Below are 17,355 nucleotides of genomic sequence, written 5' to 3' on the forward strand. Positions count from 1 at the left end.
GCTGGCTCACCTTCATTTGAACGAAAAATGCGCTACGATAAATAAAAGAATGATCGATACGAAAGGAATGATTCCCGTGCCACGCTGGCTCAAACTCAGTCTCATGCTCGCCGTGTTCGGGAGCATCTTCTATATCACGCACTTCCATTATGAGCTTCGCCCGTCTGACGTCCGTGACGTCGTCTTGTCGTTCGGCTGGTGGGGTCCGGTCGTCTTCTTCCTCATCTATGCGATCGGCCCAATCATCTTCTTGCCGACATCCGTGCTGTCACTCGGGGCCGGTCTCGCCTTCGGGGTATGGCCGGGCGTCCTCTATATCATCTTCGGGGCGACGGCCGCGGCCGTGACCGGGTACGTCATGGCCCGACTGTTCGGCCGTTCCGTGCTCAAGGTCGAGAGCTATCCGTGGTCGGAGAAACTGTTCACGCAGATGGAACAACGTGGTTTTCTATACGTGTTTGTCTTGCGGCTCATCCCGCTCGTCAGCTTCGATTTACTCAGTTACGCCGGCGGCATTGCCAAAGTCAAATTCAAGTCGTTTATCCTGGCGACCGTGCTCGGCATGATTCCCGGGACACTCGCCTACAGTTTTCTCGGCGCGAGTCTCGCCTCGGGAAGCATCACCTTGGTCGTCATCGCCGCCCTCGTCTTCGTCACGTTAATCGGCGTCACCTACTATTTCCGGGAACCCGTCAAGCGGTGGCTCGGGCTCACGTCAGACTAGAGAAGCGCAATCGCTTCTCTTTTTTTGTGTCGGCGTGTAAAAACGATAAACATTCGGGCCAATCGGACGATACTCTAGTAGCTATATCGACCCATCACCAGGAGGAATCTATATGAGTTCTACGAAACGCAATCAATTAATGCTCGTCACAACGTTCGTCATCGTCTTGACGTCTGTCACCGTCCATCTGCTCCACCGCTTCACGGATTTTGCCTATACGTATACCGTGCTCCGAAACGGTGCCGTCGGTTACGCATATCCCATCGCGACATGGGTCCTGTTCGCCGTTCCAATCATGCTATTGATCGCCATGGTCGTCAGCCAACGTGTGAAACCACAGCTGTTCCCGCACTTGATGATGCTCACGCTCACGTTTTCGAGCATCTCGACCGTCGCCGGCGGGCAAGGGCTCGTCGAATATCACTTCTCGATTTTCGTCGTCTTGGCGATTCTGTCGTTCATGCGTCGTATCGACTTAATCGTCTACAGTACCGTCATCTTCGCCGTGCAGCATCTGGCCGGCTATTTCTTGGTCCCCGAGATCATCTGTGGGACGGCCGACTATCCGTTCAGCTTGTTGCTCGTCCATGCGGTCTATCTCATCTTACTGAGTGCCGTGCTCATCGCGCAGATTCACTTCCGTAACCTTGAGTCGTCCCGTGTCAAAGCACAAGAAGACGAGACCCGTCGTTTGCTGAAGCAAGCCGTCACCGATGCGAGTCAACTCGTCATGACACTCAAAAACCATGCGACCGAGCTCGAGACGGCCGCCAACCAGTCGCTCGAGTCCGGAGAACAAATCGCCGTCACCGTCGATCCGATTGTCGCCCACGCGACCGAGCAAGAGACGTCGATGAACCATGGGGCCGATGAGATTCAATCGATTCGCTCCCTCACCGCTCTCATCCAAGAACGGATGACCCAGACGGCCGCCTCCTCGTCACGCATCGCGTCCGATGCCATCGCTGGGAACAGTGACATGCAACGGATGGAGACGAAAGTCGAAGAAATCATCAGCGAGTCGGAGCGGCTCGAACGTGTCGTTGCGACGATGTCGAACCGATCAACCGAGATTCAAGCCATCCTACAACACGTCGAGACGATTAGTGACCAAACGAACATGCTCGCCTTGAACGCCTCGATTGAAGCCGCTCGGGCCGGTGATGCCGGTCGTGGTTTCGCCGTCGTCGCTTCTGAGGTCGGCAAGCTCGCCGTCCAGTCTCGAGATTATGCAGCCGAGATGACCCGCGTCCTCGGCGGACTGATGGATGACACGACCGTCGTCCGCGATTCGGCACAGTTGTTCAAACGCGCGACCGAGAACTGTCAAACCGTCTCGGCCGATGTGACTGCCGTCTTCCATCGTTTGACCGAAGATGTCTCCGAGATCGACGGTCAAATCAGTTCGATTCAAGAGACACGTCAACGCGTAACGTCGCAGATGGAGACGCTCGAAACGCGCCTCGCGACGACGAAACGAGCGGCGAGCGAACTGCAGCAACAGATTCAGCACGTCGCCGCCGCGACCGAGGAACAAGTCGCCATCCAAAAAGAGTTGAGCCACATGTCGGACCGCCTCGCCTCGACCGCGAGCACGTTAGAAGACGTGACCGGTCAGCTCGAAGCCCGAGCGAACTAAAAAACAGACCGCGAATGTGGAAACTCGCGGTCTGTTTTTATGAATGGCTGAAGAATGAAATTTTTGCAGTCGACCGAATGATGAGTACCGATACGAGCATGAGGATGGCCACGATTCTAAAGCCCATATCCCCGATGACATTGAATTCATATCTCAGCCCGAACAATAATCCTAATCCTAAGACAACGCCGATTAAGAACGTCATATTTTTCATGTAATCGATTCTTCCTATGTACGTCTATGATTATCCATTTATTGTTAGTATACCGGATGGGGATGACGTGTGCACAAATATGTGAAGACAAATCACTAATATTCATCAAAAAACGTCACGTTCTCGATGTTCGAAAACGTGACGTCACGATCGTTTATAACGTTGATACGAGCTTTTGAAGCGCCTCTTTGAGCGGCGTCACCGGACGACCGAGTACCAACTCGAAATCATTCGACTCAACTTCGAGCGAGCCGTTGCGGATACTGTCTTGAATGCCGACGACGATTGGAATCGCTCCTTCCGGCACACCAGCGCCGCGCATGACGCCAGCATAAGCGTCAGTACTCACTTCTTGGAGGGTCACTTCACGCCCGAGCACTTCACTGAGCGCCTCGACGAGTTCGGCTTGCGTATGGAGCGGGCCGGACAACTCGAAGATGTTCTGTTCGAAGTCATCCGCGAGGAGCACGTTCGCTGCCGCTTCAGCGTAATCGTCTTGCAACGCCCAACCAACCTTCCCATCACGGGCAGCCGTCACCCAAGGTGCACCGGCAAGCACGCCTTGGATGCTACCAAGTTCGTTTTCTAAGTACCAGTTGTTGCGCAAGAACGCGTGAGGGATCCCCGTCCGCTCGATTGCGCCTTCCGTCTCGACATGTGGCGGTGCCATCAAGTTTTGGCTCTCTGTCGCGTCGGCGAGACTCGTATAGGCGATGAACGATACGCCTGCGCGCTCGGCCGCCTCGACGGCGTTCGCATGTTGACGGATGCGCGTGTCGTTGTCCCCGTCCGCCGAGATGATGAGCAGTCGTTCGACACCTTTGAACGCTTCATCGAGCGTCTCGGGCTTGTCGAAGTCCCCATGTCGCACATCGACACCTTTCGCTTTCAGTGCTTCCGCTTTCTCCGGATTGCGGACGCTGACCGCGAGTTCACTTGCGGGTACCGACTTGAGTAACACATCGACAATTTTCGAACCGAGTCTTCCGGTCGCACCTGTGACTAAGTATTTCATAAATCATTTCCTCCCTTTAACCTGTAATTAAATCAGTTACATGTAATCACAATAGTTACAGCATCTTCGTTTGTCAATTGTTTGTTCCCTGTTATACTAAGGATGTAACCAATTCACTTACATGACTTGTGCAGAAAGGTGGTAGCCTATGTCCATCAGTAGCCGTTTCGCGGTCGGCATTCATATCTTGACGTTGATCGAGGTCAATCAGGACGGCGTCACCTCGTCTGACTTTTTGGCCGGTAGCGTCAACACGAACCCGGCCCTAATCCGAAAAATCATGGCCATGTTGAAGAAGGCCGACTTGATTGAAGTGAAGCCTGGCGTCGCCGGAGCCAAACTGACGAAAGACTTGACCGAGATTTCGCTCTATGACGTCTATCGCGCCGTCAGTGTCGTCGAGGAGAACGAGTTGTTCAGTATCCATGACAACCCGAACCCAGCGTGCCCCGTCGGCCAACATATCCAAGCGACAATCGAGCCGATCTTTATCCACGCCCAATCGGCGATGGAATCGGTATTGAAGCATGTGACCCTCGCCGATGTCGTGAACGATGTCGCAACGAAAAGCCAAGCAACCTGAAGAGAGGTTGCTTGGCTTTTTTTCAGATGAGTCGATATTTTTTGAAGCTATTCGCGAGCCCGTCTTGATCACACGCATCCGTCACGTCGTCCGCGACACGCTTGACCTCGGGTTTGGCGTTGCCCATGGCGACACCGACCTCGACGTATTCGAGCATCTCGATGTCGTTCAACCCGTCCCCGTAGGCGAACGTCTGCGCTCGCTCCAACCCTAGATGTTCGAGCAACGTCGCAATCGCCGTCGCTTTATTGACGCCCAGGATGGACAGCTCCCCACTGTTGGCCCCGAATACGGCGACCGTGCTCGGGATGACGGTGAAGCGGGATGCGAACTCTTGCTCGATGACGTCGAGCGGGACGGATGAGCCGAGGAACGAGATTTTGTTCACATCGGGACGGACGAGGTCGACCCCTTCCATCATCGCGTCATGAAATGGCTTTAAACCGCGCTCGATCGTCGCGCTTGACCTCGGGGTGTTCCACCGCAAGGCACACGAAGTCTCGCTCCGTGAGGCATGGACATGGACGTTCGTCTGGATCGGGATCGCCCTCGCGTTCGGCGGATGGTTGTTTTACTCACAAGGTGGCACGGCCGCGACCGAGTATGCGAGCGTCTACTTCATCGAGAAGGCGCTCGCCATCGATAACGTGTTCGTCTTCTCGCTCGTCTTCGCCTACTTCGCGATTCCGCTCAAGTATCAGCATAATGTGTTGTTCTGGGGCATTCTCGGGGCCATCTTCTTCCGGGCCGTCTTCATCGTCGCCGGTGTCTCACTCCTTGAGAACTTTGGCTGGATTTACTACGTGTTCGGTGCCTTCCTCGTCTACACAGGATGGATGATGTTCAAAAATATCGGTAAAAACGAGTCGCTTGAAGAGAACAAGACGATCCGTTGGCTCGAGCGACGCTTGCCGATTACGCAAGACATCTCGTCCGGCAAGTTCACGCAGCGCCTAGGCGGCAAGCTGTTCTTCACGCCACTCTTCATCGCGCTCATCTTTGTCGAAATCTCGGATATCGTCTTCGCCGTCGACTCGGTCGCGGCCAGCTTCGCTTACTCGCGTGACCCGTATATCATCTTCTATGCGAACATCATGGCGATTCTCGGACTCCGTAGCCTCTACTTTGTCCTTGCCAACTTGATCGACCGCTTCTACTACTTGAAGCACGGACTCAGCTTCATGCTTGTCTTCATCGGGACGAAGATGATTTTCGGCGATGTGTACAAGATGCCGATTTGGATGTCGCTCGGGACGATCGTCCTCGTCATCTCGATCAGCGTCGTCTATAGTTTTTATAAAACGAAACCAAATCAACAGACAAACGTATAACAAAAGGGAGACGTGCTAGCCTCCCAGGTGGTTCACTTCTCAATTGTGGGTAAACCTTTAGTCTAGCAAACATAGAAAAGGTGGTAACGAATGTTTGACCGTATGGGTGATGTGAGTATTGGACTCGTCTTCGGGATCGTGTTGATGTTTCTATTCAACAGTCTCTGGGGACTTGGAGTCGGCGTGATGTTAGGATTCTTTTTCCTCGTCGCACCGTGCTCGACAAACCGCCGTACTAGAAACTATATACCGCAGACAGACTAAACCGGGGCACATGCTTCGGTTTTTCTTCTGTATACTGGAGAAAACCCTTTAGGAGGAGCCATGAATTATTCAATGACGGAACTGACGGAGGCGAAGCGGCAAATCGATTCGATTCTCCAAAAACTGAACGAGACGGTGAGGACGCTCGAGGCGAAAGACTCCCCTGAGCGATTCAAATCGCAGGTGACCCTCGCGAAACGACGGATTGATGCCCTCACGTTAGCGTTATATCTGATCGAAGAGAAGCTTCACAAGGACTTGTGAGAAATTTGGTTCAAATTCAAGAATTTTGCACATTTTGCACATTGTCGCATAGGCAATGCATACACGTTGCTTTACAATTTCACTTGAAGGCGTTTTAGGAACGTTTCAGCAGAAGATAGGGGGCGACACCGATGACACACAACCTTGAACCGATTGCTTCGTCTTTTTTTGAAGCGCACGACGACACTCGACCTGATCCGACCGAGCGAGACTGGACGAAACCGGATGGATTTGTCCAATCCTTGCTCGACAAGTCGCAGGCGATGGTCTGCTTTTATGAACCCGCGACGAATACGTTCTTAATGAATGAGAATTTGGCTCGACGCTTCGAGGTTTCGAAATCAAGCACGCTCGAGTCTTTTCTCGCGCGATGCCGGCAAATAGAAGTCGTACCGCGTGAACAGTTTGAGGCTTTCTTCCGCTCGATTTGCTCATCTGAGCCGGTCTCGACGCTCGAATGCTCGTTCGATACACATCTTTTTCAAGTCGTCCCATACTTTATCAATAACCCGGACGGCGTGTTCCTCACATGGTACGACCATACCGAGACACTTGAGTTATCTTTACGGAAAGAAGTGTTCCTCGCCGAGTTGTCACACGAGATTCGCACACCGTTGACGGCCATCAAAGGATTCACCGAACTGTTATTGCATCAACCGCTCACGCGTGAGAAGCAAGAGAATATGTTACGGCTGATTCAACAAGAGACTGAACGGCTCGAGCGGCTCACCGAGCATTATTTGGATTTTCAACGCCATGATGCGGTCGTGCTGAACGGACACATGGACGACGTGTCCGTCTCCCACATGTTAGATGAAATTCTTGCGACATTTCACGCGACGACCGCAACCCATACCATTTCCATACAGATCGAGCCAGAAAACATGACCATCGTCGCTCATGCGGATCGGGTCAGACAATGTCTGCAAAATCTTATTCATAATGCGATCAAGTATTCACCGCAAGGCGGCAATGTGTCTATATCGGCGTTTGAAGAGGCACATGAGATGGTCATTCAAATCCGTGATGAAGGCATCGGCATCCCCGCAGACGCGTTGCCTAAATTGTTCGAACGTTATTATCGAGTCGAATCGGAGGCTCACCGTGCCATCAAAGGGACCGGGCTCGGACTTCAAATTTGTAAACAATGCATGGACGCCCACGGCGGGAGTATCCACGTTGAATCGGTCGCCGGTAGCGGATCCACGTTCACCTTACGTTTTCCGCAACGCCCTTGAAAAAAGAGAAGGATTTGGTCATGCGACCAAATCCTTCTCTTTATGAGCGAGCGGATGCTTGCGGCTGTCCGCTTCTTTCATATTCCCACCGTGCCAACTGTTCTAAAATCGGATAAAGGGACTCCCCTTCTTCTGATAATCGATATTCGACCCGGGGCGGGATTTCCGAATAGACGGTACGGATGATCAATCCGTCTTGTTCGAGCTCTCGCAACTGACGGGTCAATGTTCGCGGGGTCGCTTGCGGGAACAGGCGGCAGATTTCATTGAACCGCTTCACGCCGAGCGTGCCGAGCCGATGCAGAATCAACATCTTATATTTCCCGGAAATTTTTTGGACAATCGTTTCGACAGGGCACGTTTCCATGGAACCACTCCTTCAGTATCTTTAAGGATAGTATACGTCAAATTTGTGCGTACTTCTATTCTTGTACATAAACAAGTGCGCTAGAGATATCTACTAGACAAAGGAGTGAATGTGATGCATATCGCAGTATTCGGAGGCAGCGGACGGACGGGGCGTGAATTGATCACTCAGGCTCTCGCCCATGGTCATCATGTCAAAGCGCTAGTCAGAAGCCCGAAAAAACTTGATTTGACCCATGACCGGTTGACGATTGTGAAAGGAGACGCCGAAAACCGGGATGATGTCTTCCGGACCGTTGAAGGAACGGGTGCGGTCCTCATGGCTCTCGGCCATACGAAGACATCGAACAAGGACGTATTGGAACAAGCGACATCCCACGTCGTTGCCGCCATGCATGCGTACAACGCGACACGCGTCGTCAATTTGACAGGTGCGACGGTCAAAGTACCGAAAGACGTCAAACAGAAACTCATCAGCCAGTTCGCCGAGACGCTCATGAAGACGTTCGCGGGCGATTTACTGCGCGACAGTTACGTTCAAAAAGGAATCCTCGAGGCGAGCGGGCTCGAATGGACGATCGTCCGGGGACCTCGCCTATTAGAAGGACCTATGACCGGAACGTATCGGACCGGTTACTTCGCGTTTGACAAGTCGATGATCGACCGGGCCGACGTCTCCCATTTCATGTTGCGCGAACTCGAAGAGCGTCAATACGTGCACGAATATCCGCTAATCGGAAACTAACAGACGTGGCCGCATTATTCGGCCACGTCTGTTTTCGCCTCAGATTCCACGTTCGCTTTCGCTTCTTCCTCTTCTTTCTCCAACTCTTCAATCAATCGCTTCATCTCAGCGATTTCTCGTTCTTGCGCTTTGATGATTTCTTCTGACAACTGTTTCACGCGCGGGTCTTCGATTTCCGCCCGTTCGCTAGTCAAAATGGCGATGGAGTGGTGCGGAATCATCGCTCGCATCCAACTGACGTCATCGACCGTGGTCTGGCTCCGGACGAGCCATAACGACAAGGCGAAGACGAGCGCGCTCACGCCTAAGATGACGGTGTTCAGCTTCTTGTTCTTGTACATGCCCCACATGAACAGCAACATGACGAACGCCATGACCGAGCCCATGATGAGCGCCATATACAAACGTGTCTGACTGAAGAAGACGTGGTCGAATTGGAACACGTTCAAATACATGAGCCAATACATGAGGAATGTCGACACGAGAATCATCACTCCGAATTTCGCATAAGGTTTCATTGTTCTCTCCTGCCTTTCTATTTATTTGCTTCTACGTATTCCTTTGCCTATTCTTTTTTCGTTAAAACCCCATGATTCATCTAGTCGAGCGAGCGTTCCTACCATTTCACTTCTTTTTCACAAACAGGGGCTATACTGTCAAAATGGACTTTGCCGACAAAGGAGACATCAAGACGTGTTAAAAAACCTGCAAGACCTGTTGACAGAGCTGAAACAGCTTGTGACATGGACGTATTTAGACAATCCTGCCGAAACGATGATTGAAGGCATTTCCTTCTCCTCCAAAGAAATTAAACAAAATTTTTTATTCGTCTGTATATCAGGGTATCGACGTGACGGTCATGACTACGTGAACGAGGCAATCCACAACGGGGCCGTCGCCATCATCGCCGAACGTCCGATCGAGGCCCGGGTGCCTGTCATCTACTGTAAAGATACGAAACATGCATTAGCTGAACTCGCCAGTGCGTTCTATGACCATCCATCGACGCAACTTCGTCTTCATGGCGTCACCGGGACGAACGGAAAAACGACGACGACCGCCCTGGCACATCAACTGTTCGACCAACTCGGCATATCCGCCGGCTTGATCGGCACACTCGGTATCACCTATTCCGGTCAGACGTTCGAGACACCGAACACGACACCCGATTCGCTAACCATCCACCGCCACCTCCACACCATGGTCGAGGCCGGCGTGACGGATTGTCTGATCGAGGTCTCGTCACAAGCCATTGCGGAGGGACGTATCGCGAACTTGTCATTCGAGACGACCTCGTTTCTCAATCTGTCGCACGACCATTTGGATTACCACGGCACGATGGAGACGTATGCGTACACGAAAGCCCAATTGTTCGCGCAATTATCGGATGTGGGTTGCGGCATCGTCAATGGTGACGACCCGTATCATGAGCTCATGCGATCCGTCGCACCACCTCACGCGAGGCGGTTCAGGTTCAGCCGTCATTCGTCTGTAGCCGATTTAACCGGTCAGACGGAAGCTGACCGTTTTATCGTTCGTATGGACGGAGAGACGGCGTTGTCTGCGCCCCCGTTCCTAGAAGACTATAACCTCGACAACACGTTATGTGCGATCAGTATCGTCCTTCAAACGGGTGTCTCTTTAAAAGAAATTGTCCCTCACCTCTCGAACTTAACCTTGCCGAGCGGGCGACTCGAGAAAGTGTCGGACATCACGACACCCGTCTATATCGACTACGGACACACCCCGGATGCCATAAAAAAAGTCGTGACATCGCTAACGGCCCGTCATTCTCGCGTGCTCGTGTTGCTCAGCGCCGCCGGTGAGCGAGACCGGATGAAACGTCGGATGATGACCGGCGTGGTCGCCGCTTCAGGTGCCGACTTCATCTTGACGGTCCACGACCCGCGCCATGAAGATCCCCAGCAAATCCTCGACGATTTAGCGGATGGACAGTCTGCCGAACTCGCCCGTTTCGATGAGCGTGAAGAAGCCATCCGTTTCTTCTGTGAGCGGATGGTAGACTATGACTGTGGGGTCCTGTTCGGGAAAGGACATGACCGCGTCGAGCGCATCGAAGACGTCCTCGTGCCGTTCGACGAATCGGAGCTTGTCCGACAATTCTTTACAAGGAGAACGTAGCACGACTCTCGAAATTGGTAGGAACGATGGACGAAAACAAAAGGAGGACAACAGATGAACATCTTGATTGTCGATGACGAAGTGAAAATGAGACGGCTCCTCCGCTTATTCCTCGAAGGGGACGGCTACACTTGCATCGAGGCCGCGGACGGACGAGAAGCCATGGAGCTGCTATCTGAACGTCCGGACTTGGTCATGTTGGATATCATGATGCCCGGTGTCGACGGGATCACGTTGTGTCGCCAAATCAAAGCACTCGACGCCGAACTACCTGTCGTCTTATTGACGGCCCGCTCGGATAGCGAGACGACGATCCGCGGATTGGACGCCGGGGCTGACGACTATGTCACGAAACCGTTCGAAGGCAACGTGTTGTTGGCCCGGATTCGTGCGGTGTTACGACGGAGCCGCGTCACGAATGTGAATTATGGACAATTGCGCTATGAAGAAGCGAGCGGACGCATCCTGTATCAAGAGCAAGAAGTCGTCATGACGCCGAAAGCGACGGCCATCTTAAAGTTGTTTCTGCAACATCCGAACCGGTTGTACAACCGGATGGATTTATATGACTTGGTATGGCCTTATTCGTCCGAATCGGACCCGCGCACGGTCGACGCCCATATCCGTATGATTCGCGACAAACTCGGCGAGGCCGGCTTCCCGATTGACGATTATTTGAAGACGGTGTGGGGACGCGGCTATCGCTGGACCGAGGAGCGGTCGGACTCATGACATTCCGACGCAATAGCCTCCCGTTCCGAATCAGTCTGATTTTTTTATTGACGACGTTATTGATTGAAGGTGTCTTGTTCTTATTGCTCTACCATACGCTCCTCGGTGAACGTGTTGTCGAAGAAATCGACCGGCTCGAATCGAGAGCGGAAAGCCATGCGAGCGTACTGGCGATGAGTTTTGATGAAGAGACGATTGGCCACGTCGCGACGATGGAGAGCGAGACCGATACGAAAGTCGCCATCACCGCTCCCGACCACTCGATTCTACAGACATCCAACCGCTTCCCCGACCCGCTCTCGGTGCTCGTCCAAACGGAAGCGGACCGAGGGGATGCCGATGTGACGACCATCCTCGAAGACGATTGGGAGAACGAACCGTATCTCGCAGTACGGACCCCGATTGATGCGATGGAAAATGCCACCCGTTACGGGTATGTGTATATGTTTCTACCGACCGAGATCATTCATGGCATCAGCCATCGGCTCCAACTCCGGTTTCTTTATATCACCGGCATCGCCCTCGTCATCACCATCATGACGTTCGTCTTGCTGAGCCGGTTGATTTCAAACCCGATTCAGCTGTTGCGCCGAGCGACCGAGGATGTCTTGACGAATCCCGAAACGTTGACCCTGCCGACGACTCGAGAAGATGAGATCGGCGAGTTGGCCCGTTCAATTGAAGCGATGTCGCTTGAACTGGATCGTCTCCGGAAAGAACGAAATCAGTTCTTGTCGGACCTCGCCCACGAGATTAAAACGCCGCTCACGTATCTGCAAGGATATGCCGAAATCGCATCCAAACCGCAGACGCCAGAGTCGTTAAAAGAACAGTCGATTCAGACGATTCTCGAAGAGAGCCAAGCGTTGACCGAGCTCGTCGAGAACGCGTTCCAGCTCGCCCAGTTGGACGAGAACACGTTCACGTTGCATCGCGAACCCGTGGCCGTCGATGCGCTCTGCGACGATTTGCAACGCGTGCTCACCACGATGTTCCGAGTGACACCGATCGCGTTTGCTAGTAGCACCGATTGCTCCTCCAAGGACGTCGTCTTACAGTTAGATCGACATCGCATCTTACAAGTGTTCCGCTCCATCGCCCACAACGCGATTCAACATAGCGAGGCACGCCACGTCCGATTCGATATGCAACTTACGGATGAAGCACTTCACTTCACGATTCAAGACGATGGGAAAGGTATCCCTCAAGAAGATCTGCCTCACATCTTCGATCGCCTGTACCGGGTCGAAAAATCACGTTCCCGTCGTACGGGTGGCAGTGGACTCGGGCTTGCCATCGCCCATCAAATCATCCGGTTGCATGATGGTACGTTGACCGTCGCCTCTGATTCATCTGGGACGATGTTCACCATCACTCTTCCGCCCCACTAAAAAAATCCGGCACCTGAGCTCAGGCGCCGGATTTTTTTCATTTCACTTTCCCTGCTTGCAACAGTTGCGTCCATTCCTCGTCTTCAAAGACGTACACACTGTTATCCGATGTCGCTAGCAACAATCGCCCGTTTTGGCTGACCAGTTCGATCGGGACGCTGTCCGCGTTCAGCGAGGGCAGCTCAACGGTCGTCTCCGTCTCGTCGGTCAAATCCGAGACCACAAGATCGAACGAGGCACCGTCTTTCGTGATTGACGCCAATTTCCCTTTCGTCGATGCCATCGTGACGATATTCTTCTGTTCCAGGAACGGCTCGAACGTATCTCCCCCGTCATCTGAAACGAGGATGCCATCTGGGCCATAGACGAAGACGCGTTTCGGTTCGCTCGCATCGGCCGTGATACCGGCGATGCCACGACCTTCGATCCCGTCCATCTTCATCGGCTCAAACGAGACACCGCCGTCGAGCGAACGATAAAAACCTGGCGCGAGCTCTTTTGTCGCTTGTTCTAAATACACGTAAAGGCTCTCGGATTCGAAGCCCGCACTCATATAGTGAAAATCGGCCTCGCCCTCTAGCGAACGAATTTCGAGCGTCTCGCCTTTCTCGGTTCCACGGACGACGCCGAGCGGATTCTTATACGGCGAATCCTGCGCCGGGTGACCGCTCGCGTAAAAGCCGTCCGCGACGAGCTCAAAGCCCATATAGTCATGCCGGTTCGACGACAACTCGTACCAGCCGTCTTCCCTGAATTCCATCAGTCCCGTATGCGTCGCGATGACCGGGCGTCCGTCTTGCCAAAAACCGGCACCGTGAATATGGGAGACCGCGGTGCCTGTTTTTGTCGCTGTCCAGTGGTCTGTCGTCTGTTCGGTTGTCGATTTCTCTTTCTCAACAACCGGTGCAGTGGTCTGATTCTCTGTCGGATCCGCACCGCACGAGGCAAGTAATACGGTCGTCACGAACATCGGTACGAATAGCTTTCGTTTCATTCTAGTTCCCTCCATTTTTAGCATCCTACTCATTATAGAGACTAAAGATGAAAGAATTGTTAAAGTTTGAGCGTCCGGGCATTGAGCGCGACGATGACCGTACTGAGGCTCATGAGCACGGCACCGACGGCCGGTGACAAAAGAAGGCCGAGCGGTGCCAGCACACCCGCTGCGAGCGGGATGGCGACGATGTTGTAGCCGGCGGCCCACCAGAGATTCTGAATCATCTTGTTGTACGTGTTGCGAGACAAGTCGAGAATCGACAGCACGTCTTTCGGGCTGCTCCGGACAAGAACGATATCGGCCGTCTCGACGGCGACGTCGGTCCCGCTCCCGATGGCGATTCCGACATCCGCTTGGGCCAAGGCCGGTGCGTCGTTGATGCCGTCCCCGACCATCGCCACTTTGCTGCCATCGGCTTGCACGGTTTGGACTTGCCGTGATTTATCGTCCGGCAATACTTCTGCGTACACTTCATCGATGTGAAGTTGCGACGCGACCCAGTTCGCCACTTTCCGGTTATCCCCGGTGAGCATAATCGAGCGGACACCGCGCTCTCTCAACGCTCGGACCGTCTCTTTCGCCTCATCGCGAACCATGTCCGCCAAGGCGATCATGCCGACCGATTCCCCGTCGCGAATCGTGAAGACGACGGTCTTCCCGGCGGCCGATAACTGATCAAATGCCGTTTCATCGATCGATAGCTCGTGCTCGCGAATAAAACGAGGACTGACGACTTGAACGTGTGCCCCATTCACGCGACCTTCTAGACCGACGCCCGTGATGGAGGCGAAATCGACGACCTCAGGTAACGTCAAACCTCGCTCTTCCGCTTCGCGAAGAATCCCTCGTGCGAGCGGATGTTGCGAGGCCGTCTCGACGGCGGCAGCCAGACGCAACACTTCATCGTTCGTATACGAGGATGCGGCTTCAATGTCCGTCACCCCAAAATCACCTTGCGTCAGTGTGCCCGTCTTATCGAAGATGACCGCATCGAGATGACGTGCCTCCTCGAACTGGGTCCGGTTCCGAATCAACAGCCCTCGTTTCGCGGATAGCGACGTCGAGACCGCCACGACAAGCGGGGACGCAAGGCCGAGCGCATGCGGACATGAGATGACCATGACGGTGACCATTCGCTCGACGGCCATACTGACCGAGTAGCCGAGAGCGAGCCAAATGACGAACGTCAGCACCCCCGCCCCGACGGCGACATAGAACAAAAGCTTGGCGGCCCGATTGGCCAGATTTTGCGTTTTTGATTTGGACTCCTGTGCTTCTTTGACCAAGTCGATGACTTTCGACAAGTATGTGCTCTCTCCCGTGCTCGTCGTTGAAATCGTCATACTTCCTTCTTGGTTGATTGACCCGGCGATGACGACATCTCCCGTTTCTTTCTCAACGGGCATCGACTCCCCGGTCAACATCGACTCATCGACCGTCGTCCGCCCTTTCAGCAGTTCCCCGTCGACAGGGATCTGCTCGCCCGGTTTGACGAGAATCAAATCCCCCGCAGCGAGCGCCGAGACGGGAACGTCTTCGATATCACTCCCGTTGATGCGGTGCGCCACACTCGGTAATAGACGAACGAGCTGTTGCAACGCGTTCGAGGCACCCATGATGGAGCGCATCTCAATCCAATGCCCGAGCAACATGATCACGATCAACGTCGCCAACTCCCAAAAGAAGTCATGTCCATGCCCATACCCGAACACGATAGCGACACTATAGAAGTACGCGACGCTGATGGCCAGTCCAATCAGCATCATCATCCCCGGGTTTCGTTGACGCAATTCGTCGATGCTCCCTTTCAAAAACGGCCACCCTCCATAGACGTACACGATCGTCGCCAACACGAATAGCGTCTGCTTTTCATAAGTAAACGTAAGTTCGAAACCGGCCCACTCTTGAATCATGTCCGACAAGATGAGGATTGGAATCGTCAGTCCTAACGAGACGAAAAATCGACGCTTATACTCTTCAATCATCCCTTCATGTCCGCCGGCGTGCGAGTCATGCGCTTCTCCGTGTTCATGATGAGATGACGCGTGGTGTGAATGTTCCACGTTGACCACCTCCTATGTATACCATATACCCCTATGCAGTATATAAAAACTAAATTTCCCGTTTAACAAAAATTTCATAAGTTGTTGGTATAACTAAATAGGCTATCGCTTTAACTAGAAAGGATGATGCCTTTTGAACCGCGTCATGAAATGGACTATCGGGATGGTTATCGTATGTATCGTGATTGGACTGCTCCTCCTGTTGTTCACGTTCGCTCCTGGAGGCTGGATGATGGGAAACGGATCATTCATGGGAGATCGGGACAATGGCGGCATGATGCACGGCAATGGTGGGATGGGACGTGGGAACACGATTGACCTCATCACCTCCGACGAACCAGCTCAACCGCTTCCGATTCCGAAACGGCTACAACCTGACCGCGTCACAGACGAGGCGCTTTATTATACGGTCCGCACTGAACGTGGCGAGCATCGCTTCTTCGACGAAGGCGTCAACACCGAGACGCTTGGCTATAACGGGACTTTACTCGGCCCAATGATTGAGTTGCCAGCTGGGAAGACCGTGTATATCGACACGATCAATCAGCTCGCCGAGCCGACCTCTTTCCATTGGCACGGTCTCGTCATCCCTGGAGAAGAAGACGGCGGACCGCACCAACTGATTGGCCCCGGTGAGCAAAAACAAGTTCGTCTCGAGATTGACCAAGAACCGGGCACGCTTTGGTTCCATCCGCACCCGATGGGCGCAACGGCCGAACAAGTATACCTTGGTCTGGCCGGACTCTTGTACGTAACGGACCAAGCGGAGAACGGGTTGCCAAACGAGTACGGTGTCGATGACATTCCGCTCATCGTCCAAGACCGTCTCTTCACAGACGACGGACAACTCGATTACGACCGCCAGATGAACGTCGATGGCACGGTCGGCGATACGTTGATTGCGAACGGTGCCATCAATACGACGTTCGACGTGACCACGAACACGTTACGCGTCCGTCTCGTTAACGGCTCTAACGCTCGGAACATCGACTTCTCGTTATCGAACGGATCGTCATTCACTCAAATCGCGACCGACGGCGGGTTGCTCGACAAACCCGTATCACTCAAAACGTTGACGCTCACACCTAGCGAACGAGCCGAGATATTAATCGACTTCTCAGACTTGTCGCTCGGGGACGACCTCGCTCTTCAAGCAGACGGGATTCCGTTCACGACGTTCACGGTGCGTGACGAGGTCGATCAAGACGGCGAATGGAGCGATGCCTTTGACGGAACGTCTGCGTCTAACGAATCAAGCGTTGCCGACCGACGCCTCACGTTGTTCGGGATGGGCAACATGGTGTCGATTGACGGCAAACAATTCGACCCCGATCGAATCGACATCAACGTCCAACAAGGTTCGACCGAGATATGGGAAATTTATAATCGAGAAGACATGATGGGCGGGATGACCCACCCGTTCCACGTCCACGGCGTCCAATTCCGGATACTTGAACGGGACGGCCAACCCCCGCCTGACAACGAACGCGGTTGGAAAGATACGGTCGCCGTCGCACCGGGCGAGAAAGTGAAAATCGAAATGACGTTTCGGGAGACAGGGACGTTCATGTATCACTGCCACATCCTGGAACATGAAGAAAACGGGATGATGGGACAGTTGAAAGTAAACTAATCACACGTTAATTG

The 17,355-nt window shown here is 53.3% G+C and carries 19 protein-coding genes; 12 read left to right on the top strand and 7 right to left on the bottom strand.

The genetic code is table 11. The features are described 5' to 3' along the window. The first annotated feature begins 49 nt into the window (after positions 1-49). Positions 50-724: a TVP38/TMEM64 family protein gene (locus KNP02_RS03675; RefSeq protein WP_251129187.1), complete on the top strand. Its 675-nt coding sequence runs from the start codon at positions 50-52 to the stop codon at positions 722-724. 112 nt (positions 725-836) lie between these two features. Then, positions 837-2,363 carry a methyl-accepting chemotaxis protein gene (locus KNP02_RS03680; RefSeq protein WP_214708545.1) on the top strand — a complete coding sequence of 509 codons (1,527 nt, stop codon included), beginning with the start codon at positions 837-839 and terminating at the stop codon, positions 2,361-2,363. Between the two features lie 37 nt (positions 2,364-2,400). On the opposite strand, the gene KNP02_RS03685 is transcribed toward KNP02_RS03680, so the two are convergent. Both KNP02_RS03685 and KNP02_RS03690 read right to left on the bottom strand, forming a co-directional pair. Then, positions 2,401-2,577, bottom strand: coding sequence for a hypothetical protein (locus KNP02_RS03685; RefSeq protein ID WP_214708543.1), 177 nt, complete (start codon positions 2,575-2,577; stop codon positions 2,401-2,403). Positions 2,578-2,731: 154 nt separating this feature from the next. Beyond that, positions 2,732-3,592 carry an SDR family oxidoreductase gene (locus KNP02_RS03690; protein ID WP_214708541.1) on the bottom strand — a complete coding sequence of 287 codons (861 nt, stop codon included), beginning with the start codon at positions 3,590-3,592 and terminating at the stop codon, positions 2,732-2,734. Between the two features lie 148 nt (positions 3,593-3,740). Here KNP02_RS03690 and KNP02_RS03695 point away from each other — a divergent pair, with 148 nt between their 5' ends. Further along, positions 3,741-4,175, top strand: coding sequence for an Rrf2 family transcriptional regulator (locus tag KNP02_RS03695; RefSeq protein ID WP_058764740.1), 435 nt, complete (start codon positions 3,741-3,743; stop codon positions 4,173-4,175). Positions 4,176-4,197: 22 nt separating this feature from the next. Here the strand turns inward: KNP02_RS03695 and KNP02_RS03700 are convergent, their stop codons facing one another. Further along, positions 4,198-4,662 carry an HAD family hydrolase gene (locus tag KNP02_RS03700; RefSeq protein WP_251129188.1) on the bottom strand — a complete coding sequence of 155 codons (465 nt, stop codon included), beginning with the start codon at positions 4,660-4,662 and terminating at the stop codon, positions 4,198-4,200. Here KNP02_RS03700 and KNP02_RS03705 point away from each other — a divergent pair. The 4 genes from KNP02_RS03705 (at position 4,649) to KNP02_RS03720 (ending at position 7,272) form a co-directional block, all read left to right on the top strand. Then, positions 4,649-5,506 (top strand): TerC family protein, encoded by an 858-nt coding sequence (locus KNP02_RS03705; RefSeq protein WP_353047319.1) that lies wholly within the window; start codon positions 4,649-4,651, stop codon positions 5,504-5,506. The genes KNP02_RS03700 and KNP02_RS03705 overlap by 14 nt on opposite strands. 90 nt (positions 5,507-5,596) lie before the next feature. After that, the gene (locus KNP02_RS03710; protein WP_214751448.1) at positions 5,597-5,770 is read left to right on the top strand and encodes a hypothetical protein; all 174 of its coding nucleotides are present in this window, start codon (positions 5,597-5,599) and stop codon (positions 5,768-5,770) included. Between the two features lie 60 nt (positions 5,771-5,830). Continuing rightward, positions 5,831-6,034, top strand: a complete 204-nt coding sequence (locus KNP02_RS03715) for a hypothetical protein (protein ID WP_214708537.1) — start codon at positions 5,831-5,833, stop codon at positions 6,032-6,034. Between the two features lie 131 nt (positions 6,035-6,165). Continuing rightward, positions 6,166-7,272: a sensor histidine kinase gene (locus KNP02_RS03720; RefSeq protein WP_214708535.1), complete on the top strand. Its 1,107-nt coding sequence runs from the start codon at positions 6,166-6,168 to the stop codon at positions 7,270-7,272. A 40-nt stretch (positions 7,273-7,312) separates the two neighbouring features. Here KNP02_RS03720 and KNP02_RS03725 read toward each other — a convergent pair whose 3' ends face one another. After that, a complete protein-coding gene (locus KNP02_RS03725) occupies positions 7,313-7,639 on the bottom strand; it encodes a winged helix-turn-helix transcriptional regulator (RefSeq protein ID WP_138858809.1) in 327 nt (108 codons plus the stop codon). A gap of 114 nt (positions 7,640-7,753) precedes the next feature. On the opposite strand from KNP02_RS03725, the gene KNP02_RS03730 reads away from it, so the two are divergent. Next, positions 7,754-8,383 (top strand): NAD(P)-dependent oxidoreductase, encoded by a 630-nt coding sequence (locus KNP02_RS03730; protein ID WP_214708533.1) that lies wholly within the window; start codon positions 7,754-7,756, stop codon positions 8,381-8,383. A gap of 14 nt (positions 8,384-8,397) precedes the next feature. On the opposite strand, the gene KNP02_RS03735 is transcribed toward KNP02_RS03730, so the two are convergent. Beyond that, positions 8,398-8,901, bottom strand: coding sequence for a DUF305 domain-containing protein (locus tag KNP02_RS03735; RefSeq protein WP_214708531.1), 504 nt, complete (start codon positions 8,899-8,901; stop codon positions 8,398-8,400). 175 nt (positions 8,902-9,076) lie between these two features. Here KNP02_RS03735 and KNP02_RS03740 point away from each other — a divergent pair, with 175 nt between their 5' ends. Genes KNP02_RS03740 through KNP02_RS03750 form a run of 3 tightly spaced genes read left to right on the top strand, consistent with a single transcriptional unit; the run spans position 9,077 to position 12,648 of the window. Then, positions 9,077-10,525, top strand: a complete 1,449-nt coding sequence (locus tag KNP02_RS03740; protein ID WP_214708529.1) for a UDP-N-acetylmuramoyl-L-alanyl-D-glutamate--2,6-diaminopimelate ligase — start codon at positions 9,077-9,079, stop codon at positions 10,523-10,525. A gap of 54 nt (positions 10,526-10,579) precedes the next feature. After that, entirely contained in the window at positions 10,580-11,257 is a 678-nt protein-coding gene (locus KNP02_RS03745; protein WP_138858806.1) for a response regulator transcription factor, read from the top strand. Beyond that, complete coding sequence (locus KNP02_RS03750) at positions 11,254-12,648, top strand: sensor histidine kinase (RefSeq protein WP_138858805.1); 1,395 nt, start codon at positions 11,254-11,256, stop codon at positions 12,646-12,648. The genes KNP02_RS03745 and KNP02_RS03750 overlap by 4 nt, the downstream gene beginning before the upstream one ends. Positions 12,649-12,685: 37 nt before the next feature. Here KNP02_RS03750 and KNP02_RS03755 read toward each other — a convergent pair whose 3' ends face one another. Beyond that, the gene (locus KNP02_RS03755) at positions 12,686-13,642 is read right to left on the bottom strand and encodes a F510_1955 family glycosylhydrolase (protein WP_214708527.1); all 957 of its coding nucleotides are present in this window, start codon (positions 13,640-13,642) and stop codon (positions 12,686-12,688) included. A gap of 59 nt (positions 13,643-13,701) precedes the next feature. Then, positions 13,702-15,558, bottom strand: coding sequence for a heavy metal translocating P-type ATPase (locus tag KNP02_RS03760; RefSeq protein ID WP_371819468.1), 1,857 nt, complete (start codon positions 15,556-15,558; stop codon positions 13,702-13,704). A gap of 283 nt (positions 15,559-15,841) precedes the next feature. Between KNP02_RS03760 and KNP02_RS03765 the strand changes: the two genes are divergently transcribed. Further along, on the top strand, positions 15,842-17,341 hold the full coding sequence (locus tag KNP02_RS03765; protein WP_251130730.1) for a multicopper oxidase family protein: 1,500 nt from the start codon (positions 15,842-15,844) through the stop codon (positions 17,339-17,341). Positions 17,342-17,355: the final 14 nt, after the last annotated feature.

The sequence above is a fragment of the Exiguobacterium sp. s40 genome (genome assembly GCF_018617905.1).
Taxonomy (GTDB): Bacteria; Bacillota; Bacilli; order Exiguobacteriales; family Exiguobacteriaceae; genus Exiguobacterium; species Exiguobacterium mexicanum_A.

Bases quoted from the DNA above. Each gene is read 5' to 3' on its own strand.
- KNP02_RS03675 (WP_251129187.1), top strand. From the start codon at position 50: ATGATCGATACGAAAGGAATGATTCCCGTGCCACGCTGGCTCAAACTC.
- KNP02_RS03680 (WP_214708545.1), top strand. From the start codon at position 837: ATGAGTTCTACGAAACGCAATCAATTAATGCTCGTCACAACGTTCGTC.
- KNP02_RS03685 (WP_214708543.1), bottom strand. From the start codon at position 2,577: ATGAAAAATATGACGTTCTTAATCGGCGTTGTCTTAGGATTAGGATTA.
- KNP02_RS03690 (WP_214708541.1), bottom strand. From the start codon at position 3,592: ATGAAATACTTAGTCACAGGTGCGACCGGAAGACTCGGTTCGAAAATT.
- KNP02_RS03695 (WP_058764740.1), top strand. From the start codon at position 3,741: ATGTCCATCAGTAGCCGTTTCGCGGTCGGCATTCATATCTTGACGTTG.
- KNP02_RS03710 (WP_214751448.1), top strand. From the start codon at position 5,597: ATGTTTGACCGTATGGGTGATGTGAGTATTGGACTCGTCTTCGGGATC.
- KNP02_RS03715 (WP_214708537.1), top strand. From the start codon at position 5,831: ATGAATTATTCAATGACGGAACTGACGGAGGCGAAGCGGCAAATCGAT.
- KNP02_RS03720 (WP_214708535.1), top strand. From the start codon at position 6,166: ATGACACACAACCTTGAACCGATTGCTTCGTCTTTTTTTGAAGCGCAC.
- KNP02_RS03725 (WP_138858809.1), bottom strand. From the start codon at position 7,639: ATGGAAACGTGCCCTGTCGAAACGATTGTCCAAAAAATTTCCGGGAAA.
- KNP02_RS03730 (WP_214708533.1), top strand. From the start codon at position 7,754: ATGCATATCGCAGTATTCGGAGGCAGCGGACGGACGGGGCGTGAATTG.
- KNP02_RS03735 (WP_214708531.1), bottom strand. From the start codon at position 8,901: ATGAAACCTTATGCGAAATTCGGAGTGATGATTCTCGTGTCGACATTC.
- KNP02_RS03745 (WP_138858806.1), top strand. From the start codon at position 10,580: ATGAACATCTTGATTGTCGATGACGAAGTGAAAATGAGACGGCTCCTC.
- KNP02_RS03750 (WP_138858805.1), top strand. From the start codon at position 11,254: ATGACATTCCGACGCAATAGCCTCCCGTTCCGAATCAGTCTGATTTTT.
- KNP02_RS03755 (WP_214708527.1), bottom strand. From the start codon at position 13,642: ATGAAACGAAAGCTATTCGTACCGATGTTCGTGACGACCGTATTACTT.
- KNP02_RS03760 (WP_371819468.1), bottom strand. From the start codon at position 15,558: ATGATTCAAGAGTGGGCCGGTTTCGAACTTACGTTTACTTATGAAAAG.